This window comes from Enterococcus pingfangensis (assembly GCF_005405205.1).
Lineage (GTDB): Bacteria > Bacillota > Bacilli > Lactobacillales > Enterococcaceae > Enterococcus_A > Enterococcus_A pingfangensis.
In genome coordinates, this window is record NZ_BJDP01000009.1 from 75,431 (window position 1) to 91,662 (window position 16,232).

Genomic DNA, 16,232 nt, shown 5'->3' on the forward strand with positions numbered 1-16,232 from the left:
CGAGTTATAGGAGGAATACACATGGCAGAAACTTATTATGAAGCCATTAACTGGAATGAGATCGAAGACATCATCGATAAATCAACGTGGGAAAAATTAACCGAACAATTTTGGCTGGATACACGAATCCCGCTATCAAATGATTTAGATGATTGGCGGACTCTTTCCGAGCTTGAAAAAACGACCGTCGGCTACGTCTTTGGCGGTTTGACTTTACTGGATACTGTCCAATCTGAAAGCGGGATGGATCAGCTGCGCAAAGATGTTCGGACTCCTCATGAAGAAGCGGTTTTAAACAATATCCAATTCATGGAATCAGTTCATGCCAAAAGTTATTCATCGATTTTCAGTACGTTGAATACAAAAGCCGAGATCGATGATATTTTTGAATGGACCAATACGAATCAATACTTGCAGAAAAAAGCGGAACGAATCAATGAGATCTATAAAAACGGTACGCCGCTAGAAAAGAAAATTGCTAGTGTCTTCTTAGAAACCTTCTTGTTTTATTCTGGTTTTTACACGCCGCTGTATTATTTAGGCAACAATAAACTTGCCAATGTCGCTGAGATCATCAAATTGATCATCCGTGACGAATCTGTTCACGGAACATATATTGGTTACAAATTCCAGCTTGGCTACAATGAGTTGCCGGAAGCAGAACAAGAACGCTTGAAAGAATGGATGTACGATTTATTATATGAATTGTACGAAAATGAAGAACACTACACTGAAGAATTGTATGATGGCATCGGCTGGAGCGACGAAGTGAAAACTTTCTTGCGCTACAATGCCAATAAAGCGTTGATGAATCTTGGGATGGACCCATTGTTCCCAGACACCGCAGACGATGTCAATCCAATCGTTATGAACGGCATTTCTACCGGTACCAGCAACCATGACTTCTTCTCGCAAGTCGGCAACGGCTATTTGCTTGGACACGTTGAAGCAATGACAGATGATGACTATTTGATTGGTTTAGACTAAAAAGGTTGTGACAGAAGTGGACAGCTTCAAAAAGTAAGCAGGATTTTCCAGAAATTGCTGCTCAAAATTTTATGAAATTTTGGCTTATTTCTGAAGAAGTTGGAACACCGTTTATTTCGAACAAGAAGGTTGTGACATTTTGTCACAACCTTCTTGTTAAATATTGATCATTCGCAATTTAGTAATATTTTTATACATCGACAAGTCTTCGATCACATCCGTGTAGTTCATTCCCCGCGGCATATCAATTGTATAGACGTTTGTATAAATTCGGTAATCATCCATAAAATCGACATCGAAGTCGACATCTTCCACTTCGATTTTTTTACTTTCGAAGTAGTTCATAATAAATTCTTTGGTTGCTTCGCGATGAATATAGCGAATCTCAAGTTTTTTGCTGGCATTGATCCGGACGATTCGTTTTACTACTGTCAGCGCCAAAATGATCCCGACAAAACTGCAGACAGCGATCGTATAATAGCCCATCCCAATTGCAATCCCCAATCCAGCACCTGCCCAAATCGAAGCGGCAGTCGTCAACCCTTTGACGGATCGATTGCTGACCATGATCGTTCCTGCACCAAGAAAACCGATTCCGCTGACGACTTGTGCGATCAAACGTGCTTCATCTGCACGGACGACGCCGATATATTTCGGGTTGGCTGCTGCATATTGCAACGCCTGATCAGCAATCTCAACTTGGATCAAAGCAATAATCGCCGCACCCATACACACTAAAATATGCGTGCGAATCCCTGCCGGACGGTTTTTATATTCTCGTTCCATGCCGATCGCGCCGCCCATGACCATGGCTAAAAACAGCCGCAACATGATTTCATAAACTGATAATTTCAGATCCATTCGAGCATCGCCTCCTAGTTTGTATTTGTTGTCTTGCGATCCAATTTGTAAAAATAACTGAATGCACCACATACTCTTCTTCCAGTATAGCACGCTCTAGCAAAAAAGGATTCGCTCAGCCTTTTAACAATTCTAATTCTGCATCAGTCAACGGTCGATAAGCTCCTTTAGCTAAACTTTCAGGCAAAACTAGTTCACCCATCCGGATCCGTTTTAAATAACTCACTTCTTTGCCGCAGGCTTTGACCATCCGTTTCACTTGATGAAATTTTCCTTCATGTAAAACAATTCGGACTTTCGATGCTTCTTCGGTCGTTTCATCGATCAATAATTCCGCTGGCAAGGTCAATCCACCGTCTAATGTGATGCCTTCAGTAAAACGCTGCTGATCGGCTTTTGTCATCACGCCCTTGATCTCAGCATAGTATTCTTTTTCCACATGTTTTTTCGGCGACAATAATCCATGAGCCAGCTTGCCGTCGTTCGTAATCAGCAATAAGCCTTCTGTGTCTTTATCCAATCGCCCTACCGGAAAAAGATCGCTGCGATAATCAGTCGTCGAAAATAAATCGATGACCGTTTTGTCCCGCGGATCTTCAGTTGCACTGACTACGCCCGCCGGTTTATGTAACAAATAATAGTAAAACTCCTGATAATGCAAGACTTCACCTTGAAAAGCGATCATGTCTTTTAGTGGATCGACTTGCCGTTTATCCGATTTTTCATTTTGTTGATTGACAGTTATTCTTCCTTGCTTAATCAGCTGTTTGACTTCTTTCCGACTTCCTAAACCTGCTTCTGCTAAAAATTTATCTAAACGCATACTTATCCTCCGCAAAACTTTTCTAATTTTCACTATAGCTAAAGAAAGTCCAAGAAGCAAGTTAGCTCAGCATAAACTATTGCCGCGTTTTCAATCAAAAAAAGTACCAAGGAAATAATCCTCGGTACTCAATTTATTATAATTTGCTTGCTGCGTCTTCGTCGATGATAACTGTTACGTCTGCATGATTTTGCAGAACGCTTGCTGGTACATCTGTCGTTACGGAGCCGTTGATCATGTCTTTGATCGCATCTGCTTTATCTGCACCAAAAGCCATCAACAGAATGCTTTTGCTTTGCATGATTGAGCCGATTCCCATTGACAAAGCATGGGTTGGAACATCTTCAACTTTTTCGAAGTTGCGTTTGTTGGCTTCGATCGTTGATTCTGTCAATTCAACTACATGAGTAGTTACATCAAAAGCTGTTCCCGGTTCGTTGAAACCGATGTGCGCGTTGCGGCCGATTCCTAATACTTGTAAGTCGATTGGATGCTCAGCAATCACGCCATCATACCGTTTGCATTCAGCAGCTAGATCTTCTGCTTTCCCATTGGGTACGAATGTTTCTTTAAATGGTTTTTTATTGAATAGTTGATCATTCATGAAGTAACGGTAGCTTTGAACATCATCGCCGGATAAACCAACGTATTCATCTAAGTTTACAGAGGTCATTCCAGAAAAATCTAAATCACTAGTTGTCATTTCTTGATATAAAGTTTCAGGAGTGCTGCCTGTTGCTAGTCCTAATACTTTTACGCCGTTTTCCATTCCATTTTTGATGATTTCAAATGCTTTTTTTCCGCCTTCGTTGGCATCTTTCACGCGAATTACTTTCATGGGTAAACGCTCCTTTATCGATTTGGTATACACCAATCCTACCATCATTCCGTCAAATTTTCAATAAAAAAGTCTAGACCAAAAAATTAATTTTTTATCATTCTTCAATCTCGCTTTTACAGCTGGTCAAAAATTGCTCTTTTGCGGCTCCGTCTACCAATCTAAAAAAACTCCAGCTTAGAATTTCTTCTGCTGGAGTTAAAAAATTAGGCTTGATAGTTTGCAGCGATTTCTGCGATCAATTGTTCATCATTTAAGGTGGTTACTTGTTGGATAACTTCTGCAACGGCTTTTTCTTTTAACAAGCCTTGCAATTCCACACTTTGTTCATCGTTTGGATCATCATATTTCAAGATCATCGCTACGACGTCGATCAGATTGTCATAGGCCAAATCACGCTCTTTCAATTCACGGATTGGACGGATAAAGCGTTCGTCAAAACCTAGTTTGCGAATCGGTGTCCGTGCAACTCGGCTGATGCTGTCTGAAATGTATTTATTTTCAAAACGGCTGACGATTTTATCAATGTAAGCAAAATGTTTTTCTTTGTCAAAATCCCATTTATTGATCAACAAGCTACCGGTTTCGCCAAGGACTGCTCGCAATTTGGCTAAGACTGCTTCATCGGCAATCGCTTCATCAATCGTTTCATAGCCTTTATACGCTCCGGTGTAAGCAACGGTCGCATGACCAGTGTTGACTGAAAACAGTTTCCGTTCGATATAAGGTTCTAGATTTTCTACATACTCAACATCCGTTAAGCGCAAGTCTTTGTTTTTGCTTTGAGTGGCATCGATGACCCATTCGCTGAAAGGTTCAACTGAAACAAACAATGGATCTTCATGATGTTGAATCGGCACGATCCGATCAACTGCCGCATTAGGAAATCCGATATATTGTTCCACATATGCTAGATCTTCAGCGGATAAAAAGCCTTGGACCTTTTCAAATAAAAATTGACTGCCGCCGATCATGTTCTCACAAGCCACGACATCTAAAGCAGCTGTGTTGCCTTCGCTGCGGCGTTTTTGGATTCCTTTAGCGATCAATTCTGCGATAAACGGCAAAATATTTGGACCAATCGCTGTCGTTACGATATCTGCTTTGCTGACTGAATCGATTACTGCCTCAGGATTCGTTTGATTATTCAGACCATCAACGTTTGAGACATGGATCTCTTTTTGGCTTTCATCTGCTAGCTGGATCGTGTATTCGTTGCGTTCATTCAACGCATTGATAATCGTTTCGTTGATATCGACAAAGTCGATTGAAAAACCGTTCTTCGCTAAGATTTCTCCAATAAATCCGCGGCCAATATTTCCTGCACCAAAATGTGTTGCTTGCATCTTATTCTACCTCCTGAAGATAGTTGATAACTTCTTCTTTTGTTTTTGCATCTGCTAATTTTACTACATTTTCAACATCGGAACAAAAGATCGCGATCTTTTGCAAAATATCCAAATGCTCATTTCCAATCCCGGCGATCCCAAATAAGACCATCGCTACATCTTCTGTATCGTCTTTGCCAAATTGAACACCTGCTGGAACTTGGATGACTGAAATGCCACTTTTTTTCACGTATTGTTTGGCTTCATCGGTTCCATGAGGGATCGCGATAAAGTTTCCCATATAAACAGAAACCAGTTTGTTTCTATCCACCATCGCATCGACATAAGCTTCTTCGACACAACCTGCTTCGACTAACAGCTGTCCGCACGCACGAATCGCGTCTTCTTTATTCGTGTATTCCTGATCTAATAAAATCATTTCTGGATTTAATTCCATTTTATTTTCCTCCCGGTCTCTTTGCTAAACTTGCTTTAATTTTCTCGAATCTCTTTGACGAACAGTGAACTCAATAATTGATAAATGATTTCTTTGTTGCCAAATTTATAAATTTCTGTGTTCAGATCACTTTCAATCACTGAACTGCTAATTTTTCCTAATAAGTTTTGCTGACTCTCCGGCATCGGATCAGGCGCTAATAATAATAATACCCGCGTCAACTCAATACTTTTTTTGTCCATCCCTTGGATCAAAAACTGCTGGTCCAAGTCATAGATCGTAAATAACGGTTCTTTGACATGGGCATCCGCACAGTGGAACAACGCAAAATTGGTTTTTGGAATCCCAATCGGCGCAACCAAATATCGTTTGATCACTCGATCTGTCACCAGCTGCGCATTTGAGACGATCGTTCCTTGCAACGGCTCAATAATCGCTGCCAGTGTCTGCTCGATCGTTTCTTGTGCCTTCACTTGTTTTACATCAAAATTTTGCAGTAAATTATTCGCGATCCGCATCGTCTCATAAATCTCGTCAAAGGCTTCGCTTGGTTCTTTTTCTGGTTCGATTGGATCGTCATTGACTCGATCCGGATGCAATGTCTGGATATATTCTTTGATTTCTTTGATCTCATCTTCTAACAACAGCGGTGAGATCACTTTGTACGGCAAGTGGAATCCTGGCAAAAAAACCGTAGCTAAAATCAAATCATAACTTTTATAATCCAGCTGATTTAGCTCAGAGATCTTAGCGACTTGGATCTTTTGGATCTCATCCAAATACTTATGGAGCCGGCTTTCTAAGATCCGTGCTGTTCCGATGCCGCTGGAACAGACTACTAAAGCAGACAAGACGCGACCGCTAGGATGTCGTTCCAATGAAGTCGCAAAATGGATCACGACATATCCTAATTCATCAAATGTAAATGAATGATTGGGAAAAACAACCGCTAAATCTTGGATGATCGCTGTCGTCAACGTTTGATATTTATCGCGGATTTTTTGCAGCAGCGGATTATCAATTCCTTGATTGACCGTCAAATTTCGTTTCAGCGCCGCTGCCATATGGGCGGATAAATCATTGAAGAGCTGTTCATCTTTGCGAAAATCCGTGCCTGTCGTCTCCGAAACTAAGCGAATCAGTTCTTTGATTTTGTAGGACAGTTCAACATCAAAGCTATCAATAAAGATATTTTGCGGTTTCTTGTAATTCACACCTTCCAATTGAAAGGCAAAGAAACGAACTTCTTGCGGTGGAATCGACTTTTCAATCGTCGTCGCCACCTTGATCATCACTTGACCGGCAATCTGCATGCTGTCAGGCTTTGCTTGCGTTTCTTGTTCAATTTCGATAAAACGATCTTGTTTCATCCGATCAATCGATAACGCAAGTAAAATCAACACACGCTGCAATTGATTGTCTGTCACTTGCTCAAAAACTTGCTGAGCAATTTTTTCAAAGATCGTTCGTGCCAACAGCAAGCTCGCTGGACTCAACAATTTTAAAAAGAAGTTATCGGTCGTTGCTGCTTCAGGCAATGAATCGATGAATTGGAAAAAATCAAATTCACTGACACCGTTATAGATCAAACTGCTCAATAACTGGCGTCGCTGTTTTTCATGACCGGCGATCCGAATCCCGCGGCCTTTCAACCGCTGCAATTCTAATCGATAGTCGATCAAACTTTTTTCAATAGCCGCTAAATCAGAGGTGATCGTCGCTTGACTGACTTTAAAGTCAATCGCCAATCCTTCGATCGTCTCTTCTTCATCCATCAATAATAAGGAACAAACAATCGCGCTTTGTCGCTGAACGTTGTCGGTAAATAATTCGGCTTGTTTTTCGCCAAGCTGTTGCTGCAAGCGTTCCAGATTCACTGTTTCACCTATGATGCGATAGCCTTCGCCCCGTGGCTTGATGATCTGAATGTCTTGTGACTTGATCGTCTTTTCAATACTTGAGATCTCACGATAAACAGTCCGCTTGCTGACTTGTAAAATATCTTGCAATTCCTCCGATGTAATACCGTTAGGATAATCTAATAAAAGGGAAAGGATCTTTTTTTCACGAATCGAAAAATACACAATGTCTCCTCCAATAATGTCAAAAGGATAAAAGCAGTGAGAATCCTCACTGCTTTAAGAGTAATACGATTCTGTAAAAAAGACTACTTATTTCTTTAATTTTTGAATGACTTTGTCATATTTTTCCGAAGCAACTAAATCGGTCAATAGTACATGTGTCGCGCTTGGTGCTTGTTGTTCTGCTTTGACTGTTTCATCTTTTGTCGTAATGATCAAGGCAGTTGTTTCATCTTGCAATGCATTGATTGGAACAACGGTCACCGGATAGTTCAACCCGTTTTCTTTCAATAATTTCTTCAAGGTCACGGCACCCATATTAGCAGAGCCTTTCACTTGGTCATAGCCGAAAATAATATGATCGACTTTTGAGTAATCGGCTAATCCTTCGACGACATCATCTGTTAATGGTTTTTGTTTCGGATCATTAACAACGGGTTCTGCAGTTAAGGTTTCCACGATTTCATCATAGCGCGGTGAATTCATGAAGTTTTCAACTTGAACGAATGTTGCGTTTGGTGCTTTCTGTGCAGCACGTTCATGCAATTCTTCTTGGGTGACGATCAAAGCATTTGGATCATCCGTTAAGTTGTTGATTGCTGAATTAGAAACTGGTAATGATAAGCCAGCTTTTTTCACTTTGTCCCGTAAAACTGATGCACCCATCGCGCTTGAACCCATCCCAGCATCACAAGCGAAGATGATTTTGTTTACCTTACCGAATGCTTCTTGATTGGCTGCTTTCATTGCGCTTTGACCTTTGCTTTGTGCTTTCGCATCAGCGACTGCTGCTTGCGTTGCTGCCAAATCGTCGTCTTCGCTGCTGTCAGATTTAATAATGATCATTGCAACTAAGAATGAGACCGCACATCCAACGATGATCCCCGCTAAGTTGGCAACGATACTTTCTGGCGGTGTCATCGCCATGATTGCGATGATCGAACCTGGTGAAGCCGCAGCTCGTAAACCAGCACCTAGTAATTGGAAAGTAAATGTTCCTGCTACCCCGCCTGCCATAACAGCTAGGAATAAAAGAGGTTTCATCATTACGTATGGGAAGTAGATCTCATGGATCCCACCTAAGAATTGGATAATGATCGCGCCTGGTGCAGTAGATTTTGCTGCTCCTTTACCAAACAACGTAAAGGCAAGCAAGATTCCTAAACCTGGTCCAGGGTTAGCTTCTAATAAGAACAGGATCGATTTTCCAGTTTCTGCCGCTTGTTCAATTCCAAGTGGCGTCAAGATCCCGTGGTTGATTGCGTTATTTAAAAATAAAATCTTAGCTGGTTCAATGAAGATATTTGCTAATGGCAATAGATGCATATTGATGATCGATTCAACACCAGATGCCATTAAATTCGTTAGTGATTCAACAACTGGTCCGATCGCATAAAATCCGACGACCGCTAATGCAAAACCAATCAATCCAGAAGAAAAGTTATTGACCAGCATTTCAAAACCGGCTTTGATTTTTTCTTGGAAAGCGTCATCAAATTTCTTGATACACCAGCCGCCTAGAGGACCCATGATCATCGCTCCGATAAACATCGGAACTTCCGAACCAACAATCACCCCTGTTGCAGCGATAGCCCCAACTACTGCTCCTCGTTGGCCATGCACCATGTTCCCGCCTGTATAAGCGATCAATAATGGCAATAAGTAAGAAAGCATTGGGCCGACCAATGTGGCAAGTTTTTCATTTGGGAAATAACCCGCTTCAATAAAAAGTGCGGTGATTACGCCCCAAGCGATGAATGCTCCAATGTTGGGCATCACCATTCCCGACAAGTGACTACCTAGTCGTTGGACTTTGGCTTTTAATCCACTTTTCTGTCCAGCATTTTCCATGTTTATTTCCTCCTTGATATAAAATGATTTCGTTTACATTTTTATCATACCTTGTTACTAATCCGCTTTCAATTAATTGTAACTAGAGCTTTGGCACAGAAGTTTGTGCCAAAATTAAAAAGCCGTTCATCTTGAAGATAAACGACTTTTTGCTACTTATTCAGCTTGTTGCGAACCCCACGTTTGATGATATCGAAAAAGCCGAGTGATTGCACCATATGATTTGGATCGACATATTCCCGAATCGCCCGCAAAACTTTTTTAGGTTCTTTTGACGCAAATGAATACGTGCCATTTTTTTTCGTTTGGATCGCATAGCGCGGAATCCACTTTCCTTTGAAAACAACAGAAGCGATCACATAATCGACTTCTTCCCACGGGATTTGAACGAATTTACGTGCATCACGATTGTTGAAAAACTCGAATCCATTATCACCAATCATGATTTTTCCGTAATCAGCGATCCCTAAATACGAGGTAGCATCGATCGTCAAATCGATCGTTGTATTGATTGACTGAACCATTAGACCTACTCCATTTCCATATATGTATCTGTTTTTCATTATACTTATTTTTCAATTATTTAGCAAAAAAATGCCCGGGCAAGCCCGAGCATTTTTAATGGTTGTCTTTCTTACATTACGCCTAATACGTGCAAGCCAACACCGACTACGAACAAGCCAAGAATGATAACGATTGGAGAAACTTTTTTCTTCAATAACCACATGCAAAGCAATGTCAATAGTAATGCAGCAAGACCAGGAATCAATTGATTCAAGTTGTCTTGTAATGTAGTAACTTTACTGCTGTCTAATGCAAGACCTGAAGATTGTTGTGCTAATGCTTCTTTGATACCTTGAGCACCGTCAGGTAATTTATCCCATTCGATATAAGCACCTTCGTCTAGTTTAACAGTAGAAACGACTGGCGTGAATTTCACGTTTACCCAACGTTGGACTAGAGCTCCTAGCACGAACATCCCTAGAATAGATGCACCTTTAGTAACTTTTTGTAACAAACCACCTGAAAGGTCATCAGTGATTTTAGAACCAGCACGGTAGCCGAATTCTTGCGTATACCACATAAATGCCCAACGGATAATATTCCAAGCAAGGAAGAAGATGATTGGGCCAATGATGTTTCCAGCTAAAGCTAGAGAAGCACCTAGAGCACCTAACATCGGACGAACGGTAAACCAGAAGACTGGGTCACCAACACCGGCTAAAGGTCCCATCATACCGACCTTAACCCCTTGAATTGCTACGTCATCAACTGGTGCGCCATTGGCACGTTCTTCTTCAAGTGCTAATGTAACCCCAAGAATTGGTGAAGCGATATATGGGTGAGTATTAAAGAATTCCAAGTGACGTTGCATTGCTAACGTACGGTCTTCTTTAGTTTTGTATAATTTTTTGATTGCTGGCATCATTGCGTAACACCAACCACCATTTTGCATACGTTCATAGTTCCAAGAACCTTGAATGAAGGTAGAACGCCATGCAACGGCTAAACGATCTTTTTTCGTTAATTCGATTTTTTCTGCCATTTTATTTCTCCTCCTTCAAGATTAATAATCATTCAAAATGTCGCCTAGCGGATCACCAGTATTGCCTCCGCCGCCATTAGATGAACCGCCAGAACTTTCTTGCAGGTTCAAGTAAATCAACGCGAATGCAACTGCGATAACACCAAGTGCGATCAAAGTTAATTCAGAAATAGCTGCGATAGCAAAACCGATTGCGAAGAATGGCCATACTTCTTTTGTAGCCATCATGTTGATAACCATTGCATAACCAACGGCAACAACCATACCACCACCGATTGCCATACCATCTGTTAACCATGCAGGCATTGATTCTAAGAATCCGCGCACAGTGTCAGCTGGGATAACTAATAGTGCAGCAGCAGGGATCGCGATACGAACACCTTGCATACATACAGCAACGATATGCCACATTTCAACTTTACCCATTTCACCTTTTTCAGCAGCAGCATCCATAAAGTGAACGATTGGTACAGCTAAAGTACGAACGATCATAGTTAAGAACAAGCCGGCAACAGCTAGAGGAACAGCGATTGCGATAGCTGAAGAAACACCTTTAACTCCTTGACCACCTAAAACTAAAATAATTGCAGATGCAACAGATGCCAATGCAGCATCCGGTGCCACAGCAGCCCCGATGTTTGCCCAACCTAAGGCGATCATTTGAAGTGAGCCGCCAAGAACGATCCCAGCTTCTAAATTACCGGTTACTAAACCAATTAATGTACATGCTACTAGCGGTTGGTGGAATTGGAATTCATCCAAGATCCCTTCCATACCTGCTAGAAAGGCAACGATTACTACTAATACCATTGAAATACCAGACATTATAAGCCCTCCTATTTAAGTTAATTGTGTTGCTTAAGCGTTTTTCAATTCATTTTTTGCTTTGTTAAGGATTTCATCCATGTTGTCTTTAGAATCATTTGGTACTTTACGTACATCAAATTTGATTCCTTTTGCTTTTAATTTCTCAAAAGTAGCAACATCATCTGGACCCATTGACAATACCTTGCTTACTACGACTTTTCCGACTGAGTGAGCCATTGAACCAACATTGACTTCTTGAATATCAACGCCGCCTTCGAGTGCACGCAATACGTCTTGAGGATTTTCAAACAACAACAACGCTTTCGTATTTCCGAAACGAGGGTCTTTTGAAATTTCGATCATTTTATCAACTGGGATAACGTTTGCTTTAACACCTGGAGGAGCCGCTTGTTCGATCAATCTCTTACGAAGATCGTCTTTAGCTACTGCATCTGAAACAACGATGATCCGGTTTGTACCTGTTGTTTTTGTCCAAGTAGTAGCAACTTGTCCATGAAGTAAACGAGAATCCACACGAGTCAATACAAGTTTGATATGACCGTCACCAAGAACTGTTCCTTCTGGAATTGCGCCAGTTGGTTGGTTCCCTTGTGCAGCTACAGGAGCCGCTTCAACTGGTTCTAGTTCCTCAGGGCGAATTCTTACGCCTTCTTTTGCTGTACCTAAAATATGTGCAGCGATTTCATGCGCAGTTTCCATTGAGAAACGTGAAGCATACGCTTCGATCAACATTGGTAAGTTCATACCAGCAACGATTGCCCACTTGTCTTTGTGTTCTTCAAACAAGCTGTTTGCTTGGTTGAAAGGAGTTCCACCCCAAAGATCGACTAAGAACAATACTTCGTCTTGGTTTTCGAAAGAGGCGATTGCTTCTTTCATTTTTGCTTTAACGTCATCCGGGCCTTCACTCGGCATCAAAGTAACAGCTTTGACATTTTCTTGTTCTCCAAAGATCATTGCTCCGGATTGCAAGATACCATTAGCGAATTCACCATGACTAGCAATGATAATTCCTACCATCTTTATACCTCCTACTTATTATTGTTACAGCTCAAAAATATAAATAAGTTCTTAAAAAACCTGTAACCAAAATTCATTTACTGCAGCATCTTCTCTTTTTTGATTAATTGCATCAAATCGGTCTTTCTATCTGTCGGAACTTGGCGGATCTCTAATTCGATCCCCGCTTCTGCCAATGTACGGAAAGACTTGATATCCTCACCGTCAACAGAAATGAAATTCGTGATCATTTTCTTGCCTTCACTAAATCGCATACCGCCGATATTGACCGTTTGCAGATCTACACCTGCTTTAACGACATCCACTACATCTTGCGGCGAAGCGAACAATAACATGATCTTCATTCCGTCAAATAATTGATCTTGATACACTTCAATCAGTTTTCTCTTTGTGACGACATTGGACTTGATTCCCGGTGGTGCGGCTTGTTTTAACAGAAACTTACGCAACTCATCATTTGCGACCTCATCGCTGACTACTAAGATTCGCTCGATCCCGGTTGCTTTGGACCACACTGTCGCAACCTGACCATGAATCAGACGATCATCAATACGAGTAAGTCGAATATCCATTACCATCCCACCACCTCCTGTTACAACAAGGCCCAGATGCCAAAAGACTTGTGCTACATTTTTGAGTACGATGACACACAGCACTCACTTATAATAAAGCAAGTATCGTGCCAAAATACACTAACAAAGAATTCTTTGCTTTACGCCTTTTATAACGATACACAAAAAGGATACAGTATACTGTATCCTTTTTGTGTATCGTTTAAGTATTGATTTCTTCATTATTTTTAAGTAATTGATAAATATAGTATCGTTCTGATGTTGGGATTGTTATTCGCAACTGACTTTCTAATTCATTCAGCCCTCGATTCATCACGACATTATCTGTGACACGCTGATACCCCGACTTAGATTGTTCATCAATTTTCAGCGGCTGATGCAAGATTCCGCGTTCGATCGTTCCTGCCAAATGCATCACAAAATTTACCATCAGCGCATAATCAGCGGAATTGCCTGTACTTTTGATGACAGTCTCCGCCAATCGCCAAAGCGGGTCAATCAATTTATTCGGATTGATAAAAGTAAAACTTTCTTCCATAAATTTGATACACAAGTCACGAGCTTTATTTGCATCTAAAACGACTTCTTCTTGCTCAGACAAATCATTTTCTAGCAATAGTTCGTCCAAGACGTGATCGGCTTTTTGATTGATGAATTTCTCCATTGGAATATAAGGCGCGCCAATCTTAGGATCCACGATTCCGGTCGTCGCTAAGATCTTAAATTCCTCTTTAAAGACAGGAACTTTTGTTTTGATATCAGCCACGGCTAATGTCAATACTTCAATATGTTTCAGCTTGCGCTGTTTTAACGGCCGCTCAATGATTTCTTTCAAGCGCTGCGCCGTTCCTTCACCAGAAGCACAAATCGCTAAAATCGCCTGTTTTTCTTGTGGCTCCTCTTTTTCTTGGGTAACATGTCCGTAGCCTCTAAAGCCTTTTAAGGATTCATATAATTCATTCACCCCTGAGCCTAAGACACTTGATTTACGGGCTGCCTCAATCAATAACGGCGTCGTGACCATATCTAATGTACAAACTTCGATTCCTGTCTCTTTTTCGATTTCTTCATTAAAGGTAGCTAGTGAACCCATGTCCACCATGATCAATACACCGCTGCCTTCATCGATCTGAGTAACCGCCTCACGAATTTTTTCGTAGGCTACTCGCGGATGCATATCTAACGGCATATCAACTGCGATGATATTCGCTACATCCAGCAATTCACGAACGACTTGAGCCATCGAGGTCGCGGTACTATTGCCATGGGCTGCAACAACTACACCGATTTTCCCGGAGGATTGATCCTCTCGTAAAGAAACGAGCAAGACGGTCAAATAATAATCTTCGCTTTCAGGGATCTCGACTTGAAATTCTTTTTCGACCAACCGACGAATTTCATGCGCTACGGCAAATTCTGTTGGATAATCTTTGGCCATTTCGCGGATATTGTCATTCGTTTCCCGCGTCTCGCCAACATGGATTTTTTTCAAGAAAGAGGAGATATGCAAACTCATCGCATAAACAAAGTTTTGTTGGAAATGCGTTCTTAATCGTTCGCTGACTAAGCCGGCGATTTTATTGCTAATCTCGATCACATGTTTATCGACAAACTCAGTCAAACGGTTCTCTGTATCAAAAGAAAAACCATGATCTTTATAAAATGATTTCAAATGCACATTGATATCCGTTGAAATAAAATGATTGATTGTCTCTTGATCGAGTCCTTCCGTTTTCAACAGAGCCGCTTTATCCCCGATAATATCATAGAGGTTGTAAGGCAATTCATACGTGTCTGTTTTGATCAGCTCATCAATCTCATTTGGCGTAACGACCATCTCCGGCTCAAGATAAGGCGAAATATCCGTTGTTTTGATCCGATCCGCCGAAAGCTGGACCAAACCGGCCTTGATTCCTTCGGTCAAATCATTCAATGTGATATGAATCTCCTCATGCATCATATGATTCATGAATCCCCGCGCGCAAATCAGCTGGACATTGGATTTCAATTGTCCGATATTGCCATAAGAGACGCTCCCCAGCAATGCTTTTACGACATCTTCTGTCAACGTGATTTTCCGTTGAATCCGATTGGCTTCCATCGCCACCATCACACGAACCAAATCAAGTTGCTCCGCTGCTGGCCGGCTGCTGAAAGCCGGCATTTGGATATTGATCGGAATTCGCCGAACAAACGTATCTAATAATGCTGAATGAGGATCTTCTGTTGTAGCACCGACGATGCGGACATTTGCAAACCGATTTTTGCCGGCTTCACCTAAACGGCTGTAGGTCCCATGATCCATAAAATAGAAAATCATTTCTTGACCTTCCGGCGGCAAACGATGGATCTCATCTAAAAATAGCATGCCGCCGTCAGCTTGTTGAATTAACCCGTCTTTTTCCGTATCCGCACCAGTGAACGCACCTTTCTCATAACCAAATAGATGGCTCATCAATAATTCAGGATTGTTTGCATAGTCCGCACAGTTGAAGACAACTAGCTCGCGATCCGGTTCCACGACACCTTCTGATTGAGCGAATTGAAACATTGCATGCGCAAAAAAAGTTTTCCCAGAACCAGTTGGCCCGGTGATCAAACAATTCAACCCTCTCGGCGGATACAAGATCGCAGCCTTGGCTTGTTCCACAGCATTTCGCATACTTCCGGCAGAACCGATGATTTGAGTGAAAACATTGCTGGAATTTTGATTTAAAATCTTTTTTTCGGGTGGTTCCGCAGCAGTCGCTACTTGAGCTTCTGGATCAAACGACGTTTTTACTGACTGGTTCGAAACAAAATAGCGAACAGGCCGTCCTTCACTTTTATTTAATTGGCCTTCTTTGACTAGGAGATTCAAATCTTTGCTTGCATTTGTCCGTTGAATATCCAATGAATCCGCTACATCTTTGGTTGTTACATTTGCATTTTCCAAAACAAAGCGATAAATGCGGTCAATCCGTCGTTCCATTTAGCCACCTTCTTTTTTAGTGTATTCTTCTTATCAATCATCTATAGTTTTCATTAAAATGTCAACTAT

General features: G+C 41.4%; 14 protein-coding genes. 1 reads left to right on the forward strand and 13 read right to left on the reverse strand.

All coding sequences use genetic code 11. The features are described 5' to 3' along the window. Positions 1-21 precede the first annotated feature (21 nt). Positions 22-987: a class 1b ribonucleoside-diphosphate reductase subunit beta gene (gene nrdF / locus FFM63_RS06995; protein WP_137609604.1), complete on the forward strand. Its 966-nt coding sequence runs from the start codon at positions 22-24 to the stop codon at positions 985-987. A gap of 156 nt (positions 988-1,143) precedes the next feature. Here the strand turns inward: nrdF and FFM63_RS07000 are convergent, their stop codons facing one another. From FFM63_RS07000 to FFM63_RS07060, 13 genes are all read right to left on the reverse strand, one after another. Beyond that, positions 1,144-1,848, reverse strand: coding sequence for an MgtC/SapB family protein (locus FFM63_RS07000; protein WP_137609605.1), 705 nt, complete (start codon positions 1,846-1,848; stop codon positions 1,144-1,146). A gap of 115 nt (positions 1,849-1,963) precedes the next feature. Continuing rightward, positions 1,964-2,671, reverse strand: coding sequence for a pseudouridine synthase (locus FFM63_RS07005; protein ID WP_137609606.1), 708 nt, complete (start codon positions 2,669-2,671; stop codon positions 1,964-1,966). A 136-nt stretch (positions 2,672-2,807) separates the two neighbouring features. Continuing rightward, positions 2,808-3,509 (reverse strand): glucosamine-6-phosphate deaminase, encoded by a 702-nt coding sequence (gene nagB / locus FFM63_RS07010; protein ID WP_137609607.1) that lies wholly within the window; start codon positions 3,507-3,509, stop codon positions 2,808-2,810. 206 nt (positions 3,510-3,715) lie between these two features. Next, on the reverse strand, positions 3,716-4,855 hold the full coding sequence (locus tag FFM63_RS07015) for a mannitol-1-phosphate 5-dehydrogenase (protein WP_137609608.1): 1,140 nt from the start codon (positions 4,853-4,855) through the stop codon (positions 3,716-3,718). A 1-nt stretch (position 4,856) separates the two neighbouring features. Further along, the gene (locus FFM63_RS07020; protein WP_137609609.1) at positions 4,857-5,294 is read right to left on the reverse strand and encodes a PTS mannitol transporter subunit IIA; all 438 of its coding nucleotides are present in this window, start codon (positions 5,292-5,294) and stop codon (positions 4,857-4,859) included. A gap of 35 nt (positions 5,295-5,329) precedes the next feature. Continuing rightward, positions 5,330-7,378 (reverse strand): BglG family transcription antiterminator, encoded by a 2,049-nt coding sequence (locus tag FFM63_RS07025; protein WP_137609610.1) that lies wholly within the window; start codon positions 7,376-7,378, stop codon positions 5,330-5,332. An 87-nt stretch (positions 7,379-7,465) separates the two neighbouring features. Next, complete coding sequence (locus FFM63_RS07030; RefSeq protein WP_137609611.1) at positions 7,466-9,226, reverse strand: PTS mannitol transporter subunit IIBC; 1,761 nt, start codon at positions 9,224-9,226, stop codon at positions 7,466-7,468. Positions 9,227-9,378: 152 nt separating this feature from the next. Further along, positions 9,379-9,750: a DUF956 family protein gene (locus FFM63_RS07035; protein WP_137609612.1), complete on the reverse strand. Its 372-nt coding sequence runs from the start codon at positions 9,748-9,750 to the stop codon at positions 9,379-9,381. Between the two features lie 110 nt (positions 9,751-9,860). After that, entirely contained in the window at positions 9,861-10,772 is a 912-nt protein-coding gene (locus FFM63_RS07040) for a PTS system mannose/fructose/sorbose family transporter subunit IID (protein WP_137609613.1), read from the reverse strand. A gap of 21 nt (positions 10,773-10,793) precedes the next feature. Beyond that, complete coding sequence (locus FFM63_RS07045; RefSeq protein WP_137609614.1) at positions 10,794-11,597, reverse strand: PTS mannose/fructose/sorbose transporter subunit IIC; 804 nt, start codon at positions 11,595-11,597, stop codon at positions 10,794-10,796. 33 nt (positions 11,598-11,630) lie between these two features. After that, positions 11,631-12,620, reverse strand: coding sequence for a mannose/fructose/sorbose PTS transporter subunit IIA (locus FFM63_RS07050; protein WP_137609615.1), 990 nt, complete (start codon positions 12,618-12,620; stop codon positions 11,631-11,633). 77 nt (positions 12,621-12,697) lie between these two features. After that, the gene (locus tag FFM63_RS07055; RefSeq protein WP_137609616.1) at positions 12,698-13,198 is read right to left on the reverse strand and encodes a PTS sugar transporter subunit IIB; all 501 of its coding nucleotides are present in this window, start codon (positions 13,196-13,198) and stop codon (positions 12,698-12,700) included. Positions 13,199-13,394: 196 nt separating this feature from the next. Further along, positions 13,395-16,163, reverse strand: a complete 2,769-nt coding sequence (locus FFM63_RS07060; protein WP_137609617.1) for a sigma-54-dependent transcriptional regulator — start codon at positions 16,161-16,163, stop codon at positions 13,395-13,397. Between the last annotated feature and the right edge of the window lie 69 nt (positions 16,164-16,232).